A 13,548-nucleotide genomic window follows, 5' to 3' on the forward strand; every position below is an offset into this window, starting at 1 on the left:
GAAATAAAGTGAAAAAGAAATGGCTTATAATGGGAATAACGTTGCTGTCATTTTTTGTGCTATCACTCACGGTGTTGCAATTTAAAAATTATGCACAGAATGAAATTTCGGCAGTCAAAGCAAAACCTATAAAATTTGGAGCAACGTATATGACATTAAATAATCCCTTTTTTGATTTAATTGATTCAGAATTACGTAATGTGATAGAAGCAAATGGAGATGTTTTAACAACCATGGATCCTCAATTATCTATTGAACGTCAAAGAGAACAAGTACGCTATTTAATAGAGCAAGGTTGTCAAGTACTCATTGTAAATCCTGTAGATTCAAAAGGATTGGCAGATGTTTTAAAAGAAGCGAAGAAACAAGGTATTTATATCATCGCAATTGATACCAATGTATATGAGAGTGATAGCTTTGTAGATTATAGTGTAGTTTCAGATAATTATGAGGCAGGTGTATTATGTGCACAAAAGATGATGGCACAAAAAAAAGAAGCGAATATCTTTTTATTGAAACATGAAAGTGCACATTCAGCTGTAGAAAGGATACAAGGGTTTAAGGATACCATTAAAGGAAATGCAAACTATCGTATTGTGGGAGAAGAAGAGTGTGAAGGACAATTAGAAAAGAGTATGCCCATCATCAAAGGAAAGCTTGAAGATAAGCTGGAATTTGATGTGGTAATGGCCTTGAATGATCCTTCTGCATTAGGCGCAATTGCGGCATTACAAGAGAAAGATATGTTGAGTAATGTCATGGTTTATGGAGTAGATGGAACACCAGAGGCAAAAGTATTGGTAAGAGATGGATTTCTACAAGGTACAGTAGCACAATATCCAAAGAAAATGGCAAAAAAGGCGATCGATGCAGCATATCAATTTTTAGATGGAAAACGCTATGTTAAAAAAGAAAAAATTGATGTGGTCATGATTGATCAAAACAATATCAGTGAGTTTTCATTAGAGGGATGGCAATGATTCGTTTCACAAGAATAAAGAATGAACAACAGGTTGCCATTACCTATTGGTTGTTATGTATTACCGTACTCTTACAAATCACATTTTTATGTTGTATTATCTTTTTTACAACACAATTTATTTTAGATTCTTCACAAGCTAGTCAGTTCCTACAACAGGTAAATGTTGTGCCGATGTCATATAAACAAATACCCGTATATGCTTGTATTAGTTTTATACTGTTATTGTTTGTTATGAGAATACGTGTGTATGTAAAAGAAAGCACTAAGAGTACACTTGTATTTACGATGTTAGAACTAGGAATTTGTATGTTCTTACTATGGGTGATATCTTTTTCTAGTAATATGGTTTTATTGTTTGTCATCGCAAATATGATGGCTCGTACAAGAAATAAGGGAAATATTAGTATTTCATTAGTGATGTTATCGTTAATCTTTCTATTAACGAATTATAGTGTGGTATCAAACTTTATTCCGGTTACTGATGTTCAGTATTATTTAGCGATGTACAATGCAGGAGCTAAATCATTATTTTTAGCACTGAATAATGTATTGAGTACGATTTGTATCTTTGCGTTCATTTTGTATATGCTCTTTCTAATCAAGGCGCAATATGATGAAAGTCGAAAAATAAATAATTTAAATAATGAACTAAAAGAACTAAATGAACAATTAAAAGATTATGCCGCAGATCGTGAAAAAATGGGAGAAACAAAAGAGCGAAATCGTCTCGCAAGAGAAATACACGATACTCTTGGACATACTTTAACGGGATTATCTACGGGACTTGAGGCATGTAAAGAATTGCTAGAAGTAGATCAGGAATTGGCTAAAAATCAATTGAGTATGTTGAGCAGTGTGGCAAGAGATGGGCTTAAAGATGTTCGTCGTTCGGTGAACAAATTACGTCCTGATGCTCTAGAAAATCATAGTTTAAAGGAAGCATTAGAAACGATGATACAAGAATTTATCAATTCTACAGGGGTGGTTGTATACTTTGTGTGCCATTTATCTTCGCTTATCTTTCAACAGGATGAAGAAGATACTATATATCGCATTATTCAAGAAGGATTGACCAATGCAGTACGTCATGGAAAAGCAGATAAAATTTATATTTCTTTTGGAAAAGAAGATGATACTTTGATTTTGATGATTGAAGATAATGGAGTAGGGTGTGGACACATAGAAGATGGCTTTGGATTGCACCATATGAAAGAGCGAGTTGCCTTATTAAATGGAAAAGTGCGCTGTTATGGAAACGAAGGGTTTGTATTGATTGTTGAGTTACCATTGAGAAAAGGGAGTGAAGTAAATGATTAAGGTTATGATTGCGGATGATCAAGAATTGATGCGTGATAGTTTGAGTATTTTATTACGTTCTAAAGAGGATATTGAAATTACAGGTTTTGCCAAAGATGGAAATGAAGTTATGGAACTTTTAAAATCTTGTCGACCAGATGTTATTTTAATGGATATTCGTATGCCTGGAATGGATGGAACACTTTGTACGAAATATGTGAAAGAAAAATACCCAGAAATTAAAGTTATCATATTAACAACCTTTGATGATGATGAGTATATTTATGATGCTCTTAAAAATGGTGCGAGTAGTTATCTCCTAAAAGGAGTCTCTTTAAATGAGCTTTATACAGCAATTCACACGGTATATGAGGGTGGTGGAGTCATACATCCAGATGTTGCGATTAAAGCCATGCACATGTTTTCTTCACTTGCAAATCAACGATTGGAAACACCTTCTCAAGAACTTCCAATTCACCATTTATCCAAAACAGAATGGCGCATCATTGAAAAAGTTGGAAATGGTTTATCAAACAAGGAAATTGCGGAGGAATTAAGCTTTACTGAAGGGACTATACGAAATTATTTAAGTATTATTTTAGATAAGTTGACACTTAGAGATCGTACGCAATTGGCAATATGGGCTGTACAAAATCCAAAGATTATTTTAAGAGGAATGGAATAATGAAAAAGCGTAAAAAAGGTATACTCCTTTTTCTATGCATTGTATGTGGAGTGTCTAGTTTTGTTTTATGGACTCAACATGAGAATCGCCATATTGAGTTAAAACTAGGACTAATGTCAGGGAATGTATGGAACGCACCAGAAAGTGATAGTTATATATTATTGGATAATGTAATCAAAGCGTTCGAGAAAAAACATCCCAATGTGACCATCACATATGAAAGTGGAACACGTCCTGATGATTATGAGGAATGGCTAAGTGGGAAAATTTTAAACGATGATGCGCCTGATGTTTTCTTTGTACCTTCTCAAATTTTTTCAACATTAGCACAAAATAGAACGTTACAGAACTTGGAGTCTTATATAAAGGATGATGAAAATTTCGATGCTTCAAAATATTATGAAGCTTCTTTCAAAGAGGGGCAATTGGAAGATAATACCTATGCTTTGCCTTATGAAAGTGTTCCTAACTTAATGTTTGTGAATAAAACTTTACTTGAAAAAGAACAAATTCAAATGCCTGAGAATACATGGACATGGGAAGGATTTTATGAAATATGTAAACAAGTCAGTAAAGATAATAACGGAGATGGAATACAAGATCAATTTGGATTTTATGGATATGGATGGGAAGATGCTGTATATAGCAATGGTGTTACTATTTACAATGAAGAAAAAAATAGCGTGACATTGGATCAAGAACAAATCATTGAAGCAACTACCTTTATGCGCAAGCTTTCTAGATTACAAAAAGAGAAAGTTTCATCAGAAATGTTTGATAAAGGACAAGTGGCATTTTGTCTAATGGATTATAGTGATTATCGTACCTATATGCCATATCCTTGGAGAGTAAAGAAGTATTCCTCATTTGAATGGGATTGTATTATGATGCCATCTGGTCCAAATGGAGGGAATATATCTCAAATTGATACGTTGATGATTGGAATGTCATCACGCTCGAAAGAAAAGAAACTTGCATGGGAATTCATGAAACAACTAAGTAGTGATGAAGCGTTTCAAAAAGAATTATCTACTTCTGCACAAGGAGTTTCTGTTTTAAAAGAAATTATGACCACAAAAGAAGTATTGAATGCTTTAAAGAAGGATAATCCAGGTGATAGTAGTTTTGAATTAGGAGTTGTAGATGATATTATGAAACAGGGTGTCGCACTACGTCGTACAAAAGAGTATGAACAAGTGTTGCAAAGTATCAATGGACAAATACAAACACTATTAGAGAGCGATCAAGAAATTGAAAATGCGTTGATTTATATGCAAGGACAACTCAATGCGATGTTACACAAATAAAGTATGCTTCATTGTGGAAAGTATAAGACTTGTGTTAACGTCACAAAGAAGATAAACTAAATTATAGGAGGCGACGATATGAAAATCACCTATATTTATCATAGCTGTTATCTTATAGAATTAGAACATACAATATTACTTTTTGATTATTATAAAGGAACCTTACCAAAACTAGATCCTAAGAAGCACGTATATGTATTCGCAAGTCATCGCCATCAGGATCATTTTGCTCGAAAGATTTTTACAATCGATCACCCTCAAATCACCTATATCTTATCTGATGATATACCAGTGAAAAAGGATGTTGAACGAATAGGTGCTCATCAAGATTTAAACGTTGATGATATGCATATTTCTACCTTATTATCTACGGATGAGGGGGTAGCGTTCATTGTGCAAGTGGAAGGCAAAACAGTGTATCATGCAGGAGATTTGAATTGGTGGGATTGGGGAGAGGAAGATAGTGAAGAAGAAAGCCGAGATATGAAAGAAGCTTACCAAAAAGAACTTGAGATTCTTTCACGTTATAAAGTTGATGTCGCCTTTCTTCCAGTAGATGCGCGATTAAAGGAAAACTTCTACAAAGGACTTGATGCGTGTATGGGGAAAGTGGATATTTCGGTTGTATTTCCAATGCATTTTTGGGATGATTACACGATCGTGGAAAAACTATTTGAACATCCTGTCTGTCTAGACTATAAGAATCGTATTCAAAAGGTTTCATATAAAAACCAGACCTTTCTATTATAACTGTTTAGAATCTCTAGAAGTTTCTTTCTGTTTGTGATATATTTTAAGTATGAAAAACATACGTTTGTTAGAAGAAGGGAAACGAATATGGAAGCGAAAACTATTTTAAAGAAAGTGCTGGATGATTATCGTAGAATTACTGGATTACGTAGTTACATCGTATATGAAGAAGGAGATGTCCAAAGCGCCAGTGAAAAAAACTATTTCTGTAAGTGTTTAAAACTATCTGGGAAAGCTCTTGAAAAATGCGAAGAGTGTACAAAGGAAACATTTGCGGAAACACAGGACATTGATAAAGAGTGTATCTATTCTTGTCATGCTGGATTGATAAAATGGGCAGTACCTGTAAATTTTGAAGATTATCGTTGTGTTATCGTATCAGAAGGTATTATTGCACAAAAACAAATGGAAGAAGCAGAACAATGGGCAAAGTATTTATCAAAAGAATACAAGCTTAATGAAGATATGGTGTTGCGTAATTTCAAAGTGATTCATACGATGAATGAAGCACAGATGAAAGCATCTATCGAATTATTAAAGGATTTAATCGATTATCATTATGCGATGAATAAGTAACCAGCGAAAGCTGGTTTTCTTTTGATAACATTGCATATGAATAGCACATTCTCTTTGATTCCACTATAATAGAATAAGGTAGGTGAAATAATGAATATAACAAATCCTTATGTCTTAGCAGCGATTGGTACAGGTTTTACATTTTTGATGACCACATTAGGTGCTGCGACTATATTTTTAATAAAAAAAGAAGTAAAACAAAGTTTGCAATCTATGTTTCTTGGATTTGCGGCTGGTGTGATGATCGCGGCTTCTGTGTGGAGCTTGTTGATTCCAGCAATGGAACAAGCAGAAGCCTTAGGAATGCCATCTTGGATTCCGGCAGGTGGTGGGTTTATTCTTGGAGGACTCTTCTTGTTTGGCTTAGATCATGCACTCCCTCATTTGCATCCAGGAAGTGAGTTACCAGAAGGTCCTACATCGTCTTTGAAACGTACGACAATGTTGGTTTTTGCGGTAACTTTGCATAATATTCCAGAGGGTATGGCTGTTGGGTTGTCCTTTGCGTTGTCAGTGAATGCTGGTGCGAATGTAACCTTAGCAAGTGCAATTGCCTTGGCAATTGGCATTGGCTTACAAAACTTTCCTGAAGGGGCTGCGATATCACTTCCTTTGAAAAAAGAAGGATGTAGTAAATTTAAATCGTTTCTTTATGGTAGCTTGAGTGGGATTGTGGAGCCAATTGCAGGTATTGCGACGGTTGCAATCGCAGGAACTGCGATTTATTTTATGCCTTGGTTGTTATCTTTTGCGGCAGGTGCTATGGTGTACGTTGTTGTGGAAGAATTGATTCCAGAAGCGCATTTATCAGATCATTCTCATGCGGGTACAGCAGGGGTAATGATTGGATTTCTTGTCATGATGATAATGGATGTGGCGTTGGGTTAGAAACAAAAAAGAAGGTTACGAAACGGAAATAAATCCTATTTATACGACGAACACTTGGTGTTATGTCGTATTTTTATTTCAGAATGAGAAAAAAATCATTTTTTTTGCATATCAAGCATATTTTATGGCGATTTTATGATAAAATAAGAATAATGATAAACGCTTACATTATTTGAAAAAGGAGACAGTATGGATACAATTAAGGGAAATATGCAGAAAAAGCTAGAGATTATGAACAAACATAACAATTTGAATGCATCTACAATATATGAATGTGTGGTAGAAGTTGTAAAAGAGGAAATGGAAAAACGTCCATTGATAAAGCAGGATAAGAAACTATACTATATTTCTGCAGAGTTTTTATTAGGGAAAATGTTGAGTAGTAATTTGATCAACTTAGGAATATACGATGAAATAGAGGAGATTGTAACATCCGTTGGTTTTACAATGGATGACATAGTAGCGGTAGAATTAGAACCATCCCTTGGAAACGGCGGGCTTGGTAGATTAGCTGCTTGTTTCTTAGATAGCATTGCTAGTTTACAGTTATGTGGAGATGGAATTGGTCTTTATTATCATTTTGGTCTTTTTGAACAGAAGTTCAAAGATTATAAACAAGTGGAAGTTCCAAATTCTTGGATTTCAAAGACGAGTTGGTTTACAAAGAAAAAGACGGAGTTTACAGTACCTTTTCCAGAGTTTACGTTACATCCTGTAGTATATGACATGGATGTCATAGGGTATGAAAAAGGAAAAAATACGCTTCATTTGTTCGATATCGAAAGTATTGATGAAAGCTTAGTAAAACAAGGGATCGATTTTGATAAAACTAATATTGAAAAGAATTTAACCTTATTTCTTTATCCTGATGATAGCGATGATGAGGGGAGATTGTTACGTATTTATCAACAATACTTTATGGTATCTTGTGCAGCGCAAATGATACTTGCTGATTGTAAAGCAAAAGGGTATGATCTACGTGCTTTAGATGAACATGTTGTCATTCAAATCAATGATACGCATCCTTCTTTGGTCATAGCGGAATTGATTCGTTTATTACAAAAGGAAGGTATGTTGTTGAAGGATGCATTGGCGGTTGTGGAAAAAACATGCGCATATACCAATCATACAATTCTAGCAGAAGCATTAGAAACTTGGCCGATGGCATATTTAGAAAAAGTTGTACCAGATCTGTTAGAGATTATCATTTCACTTGATGCAATTGCACATGAACGTGGAAGTGATGAAAAATTAGCAATTATTGATGCAGAACATCGTGTTCATATGGCACACATGGATATTCATTTTGGTAAGAGTGTAAATGGTGTAGCTGCATTGCATAGTGATATTTTGAAGAATACAGAACTACATGAATTTTATAAGCTGTATCCAGAGAAGTTTAATAATAAAACTAACGGGATTACCTTCCGTAGATGGCTCTATAGTAGCAATCCACAATTAACATCTTTGCTAGTAGAAACACTTGGAAAAGAGGTGTTCGATGATGCCAATGTATTATCAAAATTAAAAGCATATGAGAACGATAACATAGTTTTACAAAAACTATTGGATATCAAAGAGTATAAAAAACAGGCCTTTATAAAACATATGAAGAAGAAACAAAACATCACCTTATTGGAACATGCAATTTTCGATACACAAGTAAAACGTCTTCATGAGTATAAACGTCAACAAATGAATGCCTTGTATATCATTCATAAATATTTGGATATCAAAAGAGGAAATCTTCCAAAACGACCTCTTGTATGTATCTTTGGCGCAAAAGCAGCCCCTGCATATACCATCGCAAAGGATATCATCCATATCCTATTATGTTTAGAGGAAATCATAGCGAAAGATAAAGCGGTCGCTCCTTACTTGCAATTGTGCTTTATTGAGAATTATAACGTTAGTGAAGCAGAAATTGTCGTACCAGCAACAGATATTTCTGAACAGATTTCACTTGCGAGTAAAGAAGCGAGTGGCACTGGTAATATGAAGTTTATGTTGAATGGTGCATTAACACTGGGAACACGAGATGGTGCAAATGTGGAAATCGCAGATCTTGTGAAAGAAGAAAATATTTATATTTTTGGAAAGAGCAGTGAAGAAGTGATTCAACATTATGAACGTGGTGATTATTGTGCAAAAACGTTGTATGAAGAACGTGAACATATTCAAGAATTAGTGGATTTTATTGTAGGAAAAGAAATGATGAAGATAGGGGATGAAGTTTCTTTAAAACGTTTTTATCATGAACTACTAAATAAAGATTGGTTTATGACGCTTCTTGATTTAGAGGAGTATATCGAGTGTAAAGAACGCATGATAGCTGACTATGAAGACCGTATGCTTTGGGCTAAGAAGATGCTCCATAATATTGCAGGAAGTGCATTCTTCTCAAGTGATCGAACCATTATGGAATATGAAGAAGATATATGGAAATTAAGGAAAGGAGAGAAATTATGAAAGTAGAACCATGTGCAGGAATACTGTTACCAATTTCATCATTACCAGGTAATCAAGGAGTAGGAGATTTTGGCAAACATACGTTTCGATTGATTGATGCATTGCATAAACAACATATCAAAATATGGCAAATACTACCATTAAATCCTTTGGGATATGGAAATTCTCCATATCAACCATTCTCTTCCTTTGCTGGTGATGAACTCTATATCAGTGTAGATACTTTAGCGGATTATGGTCTGTTAAAACAAAGCTCTATTCGTAATTGTAACAAGTTTGAAGAACGTGTCGACTATGAGGAAGTAAGAGCCTTTAAAGCACCTTATTTAAAGAAAGCATATAAGACTTTCTTAAAGATGTTTTCAACCTTTGAACAAGAATATCGATTGTTTGTTTCAACGGCAGAATGGCTCTATCCATATGCAGTCTTCATTTCATTGAAAAAACATAACGATATGAAACCATGGACGCAGTGGCCAAAAGAACAAAAAGAATGGATTAAAAATCGCCGTTTTCCACTTCGTGAGGTAGAAGATCAAATTCGTTATGAACAATTCATTCAATTTATCTTTTATAAACAATGGAAAGAAGTAAAGGATTACGCTAATGAAAAGGGAATTTCCATTATGGGAGATATTCCTTTCTATGTAGGATTAGATAGTGCAGATGTATGGCAAAATCAACAAGATTTCTTGTTGGATGAACAAGGGAATCCAACCTATATTGCAGGAGTACCACCAGATTACTTTAGTGCAAGTGGACAACGTTGGGGAAATCCTATTTATAATTGGAAAGTGATGCGTCGAGGACATTACCAATTTTGGATGGAACGTTTGGCTTGGAATGATCGCTTTTTCGATATTCTTCGTTTGGATCATTTCCGTGCTTTTGATACGTATTGGAAAATAGAGGCGAGTTGTGAAACCGCAATTCAAGGAGAATGGGTATTAGGTCCATCTTATGAATTCTTCGATGAACTATATCAAAAAATGCCAGATATCAATATTATTGCGGAAGATCTTGGTGATCTACGTAAACAAGTTGGTAAATTAAGGGATCATTATCATCTATTGGGAATGAACGTTTTACAGTTTGAAATGATGCCAAAACTATTGAAGAAACGTCGTAAATTCAATGTTGTATTATATCCTGGAACACATGATAATGATACATTAGAAGGATTTTACCAAACATTATCTCCAAATCATAAGATTGCATTACGTAGATTCTTCCATAACCTTGGATATGAAAATAGAACCTTCCATGAACTTGTTATTCGCTATTGTTTGAATAGTGAAGCTTCTATGGTGATTCTTCCTGTCCAAGATATCTTGGGATTGAAGAGTGAGGCAAGAATCAATACACCTAGTACCATAGGTTCCCCAAATTGGGAATGGAAATTAAAGAACTTGAAAGAGGTCTATGAAGTATTACCTCAGATTGGTGAATGGATGAAAGAAAGCAATCGCATATAAAAAGGAGCTCGTGCTCCTTTTTGTTATCGTTGTGAATTCTCTTGTTCAGTACTAGATGTGTTGGTTGCTTCACCAAGTGTAATGTTAATTGTTTTTGTCGCATTATCACGAAGTACTGTCATCGTGATTTTTTCTCCAGCAGAGTGAGAACTTATAATACTTGTAACATCACTAATACTACTAATCTTTTCATCATTGATTTTTAGGATTTGATCACCTGATTTTAATCCAGCTTTATCAGCTGCTTTTCCACTTTCTACTTTATAGATATAAACTTGAGAATCTTGTTCAAATGGGTTGTTTCCTGTAGTAAGTGTAACACCTAAAGATGCTCTTCCTTTTACATATCCATTTTCAATTAAGTTTGTGATAATCGTTTTTGCATGATTGATTGGAATCGCAAATCCTAACCCTTCAATGCTTTCTCCACTGCTTTTCGCATTGACTACACCAATTAATTCACCATCCGCATTAAACAATCCACCACCGCTGTTTCCTGGGTTGATAGCTGCGTTTGTTTGTAGTAATTGCATCTTTTGATTATCAATCGTTACTTCACGATCTAATGCAGAAATGATTCCACTTGTTACCGTTCCACCAAGAGAACCTAATGGATTTCCAATCGCAACAGCAGTATCTCCAACTTCTAGTTTATCAGAGTCACCTAATACTGCAGGAGTTAATCCAGTTGCCTCAATCTTGATAACCGCAAGATCAGTAGAAGAATCTTTTCCTATTAATGTTGCTTCATATGTTTTTCCATCTTTCGTTGTAACAGTGATTTTATTTGCGCCATCAATTACGTGATTGTTTGTAACAATATATCCATCTTCACTCAAGATAACTCCACTTCCTGCACCAGAAACTACTGCCTGTTGGAAATAACTATTCGTAGAAACGGATTCCGTTTTAATCTCCACCACTGTATTCATCGTTTCATTGGCGATATCTTTGATGGATGTATTGGTAGCGTTCGTTGTAGAACCTGAACTTTTCTTATTTACAGATTGATATAAAACCGTATTGCCATTAGCTCCTTTCAACTGCAAAGCTAATAAGGTACCTCCAAAACCTCCACCTGCAGAGATCAATAAACAACTTGTGATAATCACCGCATTACGATGTTTTCGAAAGAAGTTCTCATCTTTATTTGATTTTTTCTTCTTTTTCTTTTCTTTCTTTGGAGTAGGTGCATCATCACTATAGATTGGTTCCTCATGATCTTGTACAGATACAGTTTCCTGAGAACTGTGTTGTGCATGATTCTCACCACCAAGGATGATAACCTCATCATCTTTCGCTAGTTTTGGTTCTTGCGCATCTGTAGTAGCTTCCGTATTCAACATAGTATCTTTTTCAAATTCATTTTCCATAATTTAACCTCCTATTGATTGATGATTTTAACATCAACTCTTCTATGGTGCTTATTATACAATAACATTATCTCAGAATTTTTCCTAAAATATGTGAATTTCCGCTGAATTCTAACAATATTTTTTATGAATATGTGAAAATAACATAGAAATTGTTAATCTAATAGAATGAGCCTTTAACCATATATGCATGATGTGTTATAATTAGTATGTTACAAAGGAAATGCTTTATACATTCTAACGAGAAGGTATAAGTACACTGGAGGGGTCCATATGGCAAAGGCAAAGACTACGAAGAAAACGACGAAGACTGCTGTAGTTGAGAAAAAAACAGCACCTGCTACTATTAAGGAAGAAGTTAAGAAGATTGCTGCAAAACCAGAAGCAAAAAAAATCACAGCAAAACCAGAAGCTAAGAAAATTACAACAAAACCAGAAGCTAAGAAAATCGCAGTAGGGAAAGAACCTGAAAAGATTGCGGTAGCAAAAGCTCCTGAAAAAATTGCATCAAAACCAGAACCGAAAAAAATTGCAACGAAAGAAGCCACAAAACTTGAATTGAAAAAAGATGTGGAAGTGAAAAGCACAGTTGCAAAGAAAGCTCCTGTAAAAAAGGAAGAGAAGAAAGAAACAAAAGCGAAGGCAGTAAAAAAAGCTGCTCCAGCAAAAGAAGAGAAGAAACCAGTAGCATCTCCTAAGAAAGCACCTGCTAAAAAGGCACCTGCAAAAAAAGGAAGTGCGAAGAGTGAAAAATATGCTGCATATTCATTAGAAGAATGTATTGCATATATGCAAGCAATGGGTGTTATGCATTCTTATGAAGATTATAAGATGATTTTAATGGATGAAGCAGATTTACGTAAAGTTGAAAAGAATATTGTAGATGGAAATGCATTGAAAGATAAATCTTTTGATTTTGATGCGAATGGTTATGATATCGATTTGGTAGGTGTTACTTTACAAAAAGTAGAAGACACATTGGATATCAAAGCAAGTGATTATCCAACAATCAAAAAAGATATGAATCAAGCAATCAAGGCAACTATGAGTAAAGATGATGAGAAAAATGCAAAAGAATACTTAAAAGAATTTAAGACTGCAGAAAAAATCTTAATGATTGCACAACGCAAGAACATTATCGATTCTACAGAAGCAACTGCATTACTTGGTGCTGATGTAGATCAGTTCATGAAACATTTCTTTGATTTTGCATATGAAATATTACCTACTTGGCAATATGAAGATGTGAAGTTCTATGAAGACTTTGCATATGCAATCTTATCTCAGTATGTAGACTTATATAATAAGTACCAATTAGAAATACTTATTGAATGTGCTGACCTATATATTAAACATGGAGATTTCCAACATGGGGATGAATCCTATGGATATATCCTAAGAGATAATCAGATTAAAGATTATATTTACTATCGTTTTGCGTCTGTTTATGAAGATATCGATATGAACAAAGCAAAAGGATTAGCGTATGAATCTTTACAGTATGTTGACGATCGTTTTACATACTATACAAACATCGTAGAAATCCTGAATAAATAAAGATTTTAGAGATATCGTGATCTTGCGATATCTCTTTATTTATACAAAAGTAGAATATAAAAATATTTGGTAAAGTGAAAATGTAAATTCCACAATAAGTATAGAAGAATTAGTACGTGGAATTTATTCTTACAAAAACTTCAATTCAGCTGAACAAGCAAGATTTGGAGTTTTTTTTATAGCCCATTTT

Annotated in this window: 11 protein-coding genes; 10 read left to right on the plus strand and 1 reads right to left on the minus strand. The window is 34.4% G+C overall.

The features are described from left to right. The first annotated feature begins 29 nt into the window (after positions 1 to 29). The 9 genes from ACWG0P_RS13695 to malQ all read left to right on the plus strand — a co-directional run bounded on the left by ACWG0P_RS13695 (position 30) and on the right by malQ (position 10,428). Entirely contained in the window at positions 30 to 980 is a 951-nt protein-coding gene (locus ACWG0P_RS13695; RefSeq protein WP_455802207.1) for a substrate-binding domain-containing protein, read from the plus strand. Next, positions 977 to 2,299 carry a sensor histidine kinase gene (locus ACWG0P_RS13700; RefSeq protein WP_455802198.1) on the plus strand — a complete coding sequence of 441 codons (1,323 nt, stop codon included), beginning with the start codon at positions 977 to 979 and terminating at the stop codon, positions 2,297 to 2,299. The genes ACWG0P_RS13695 and ACWG0P_RS13700 overlap by 4 nt, the downstream gene beginning before the upstream one ends. Continuing rightward, positions 2,292 to 2,963: a response regulator transcription factor gene (locus ACWG0P_RS13705; protein ID WP_455802199.1), complete on the plus strand. Its 672-nt coding sequence runs from the start codon at positions 2,292 to 2,294 to the stop codon at positions 2,961 to 2,963. Before ACWG0P_RS13700 ends, ACWG0P_RS13705 begins: the two co-directional genes overlap by 8 nt. After that, on the plus strand, positions 2,963 to 4,270 hold the full coding sequence (locus tag ACWG0P_RS13710; RefSeq protein WP_455802200.1) for an ABC transporter substrate-binding protein: 1,308 nt from the start codon (positions 2,963 to 2,965) through the stop codon (positions 4,268 to 4,270). The genes ACWG0P_RS13705 and ACWG0P_RS13710 overlap by 1 nt, the downstream gene beginning before the upstream one ends. A gap of 78 nt (positions 4,271 to 4,348) precedes the next feature. Next, positions 4,349 to 5,020: an MBL fold metallo-hydrolase gene (locus ACWG0P_RS13715; protein WP_455802201.1), complete on the plus strand. Its 672-nt coding sequence runs from the start codon at positions 4,349 to 4,351 to the stop codon at positions 5,018 to 5,020. Positions 5,021 to 5,107: 87 nt separating this feature from the next. Next, a complete protein-coding gene (locus ACWG0P_RS13720; RefSeq protein WP_455789608.1) occupies positions 5,108 to 5,596 on the plus strand; it encodes a PocR ligand-binding domain-containing protein in 489 nt (162 codons plus the stop codon). 90 nt (positions 5,597 to 5,686) lie between these two features. Then, positions 5,687 to 6,484: a ZIP family metal transporter gene (locus ACWG0P_RS13725; RefSeq protein ID WP_455802202.1), complete on the plus strand. Its 798-nt coding sequence runs from the start codon at positions 5,687 to 5,689 to the stop codon at positions 6,482 to 6,484. A 189-nt stretch (positions 6,485 to 6,673) separates the two neighbouring features. Further along, complete coding sequence (locus ACWG0P_RS13730; RefSeq protein ID WP_455802203.1) at positions 6,674 to 8,953, plus strand: glycogen/starch/alpha-glucan phosphorylase; 2,280 nt, start codon at positions 6,674 to 6,676, stop codon at positions 8,951 to 8,953. Then, positions 8,950 to 10,428, plus strand: coding sequence for a 4-alpha-glucanotransferase (gene malQ, locus ACWG0P_RS13735; RefSeq protein WP_455802204.1), 1,479 nt, complete (start codon positions 8,950 to 8,952; stop codon positions 10,426 to 10,428). Before ACWG0P_RS13730 ends, malQ begins: the two co-directional genes overlap by 4 nt. A 23-nt stretch (positions 10,429 to 10,451) precedes the next feature. Here the strand turns inward: malQ and ACWG0P_RS13740 are convergent, their stop codons facing one another. Continuing rightward, entirely contained in the window at positions 10,452 to 11,801 is a 1,350-nt protein-coding gene (locus ACWG0P_RS13740) for a S1C family serine protease (RefSeq protein ID WP_455802205.1), read from the minus strand. Between the two features lie 273 nt (positions 11,802 to 12,074). Between ACWG0P_RS13740 and ACWG0P_RS13745 the strand changes: the two genes are divergently transcribed. Continuing rightward, on the plus strand, positions 12,075 to 13,358 hold the full coding sequence (locus ACWG0P_RS13745) for a neurofilament protein (protein WP_455802206.1): 1,284 nt from the start codon (positions 12,075 to 12,077) through the stop codon (positions 13,356 to 13,358). The last annotated feature ends 190 nt before the right edge of the window (positions 13,359 to 13,548 follow it).

The organism is Amedibacillus sp. YH-ame6 (assembly GCF_053848845.1).

What these genes read in the sequence shown, in the direction of transcription:
- ACWG0P_RS13695 (WP_455802207.1), top strand. Translation starts at nt 30, where the DNA reads ATGGGAATAACGTTGCTGTCATTTTTTGTGCTATCACTCACGGTGTTG.
- ACWG0P_RS13700 (WP_455802198.1), top strand. Translation starts at nt 977, where the DNA reads ATGATTCGTTTCACAAGAATAAAGAATGAACAACAGGTTGCCATTACC.
- ACWG0P_RS13705 (WP_455802199.1), top strand. Translation starts at nt 2,292, where the DNA reads ATGATTAAGGTTATGATTGCGGATGATCAAGAATTGATGCGTGATAGT.
- ACWG0P_RS13710 (WP_455802200.1), top strand. Translation starts at nt 2,963, where the DNA reads ATGAAAAAGCGTAAAAAAGGTATACTCCTTTTTCTATGCATTGTATGT.
- ACWG0P_RS13715 (WP_455802201.1), top strand. Translation starts at nt 4,349, where the DNA reads ATGAAAATCACCTATATTTATCATAGCTGTTATCTTATAGAATTAGAA.
- ACWG0P_RS13720 (WP_455789608.1), top strand. Translation starts at nt 5,108, where the DNA reads ATGGAAGCGAAAACTATTTTAAAGAAAGTGCTGGATGATTATCGTAGA.
- ACWG0P_RS13725 (WP_455802202.1), top strand. Translation starts at nt 5,687, where the DNA reads ATGAATATAACAAATCCTTATGTCTTAGCAGCGATTGGTACAGGTTTT.
- ACWG0P_RS13730 (WP_455802203.1), top strand. Translation starts at nt 6,674, where the DNA reads ATGGATACAATTAAGGGAAATATGCAGAAAAAGCTAGAGATTATGAAC.
- malQ (WP_455802204.1), top strand. Translation starts at nt 8,950, where the DNA reads ATGAAAGTAGAACCATGTGCAGGAATACTGTTACCAATTTCATCATTA.
- ACWG0P_RS13740 (WP_455802205.1), bottom strand. Translation starts at nt 11,801, where the DNA reads ATGGAAAATGAATTTGAAAAAGATACTATGTTGAATACGGAAGCTACT.
- ACWG0P_RS13745 (WP_455802206.1), top strand. Translation starts at nt 12,075, where the DNA reads ATGGCAAAGGCAAAGACTACGAAGAAAACGACGAAGACTGCTGTAGTT.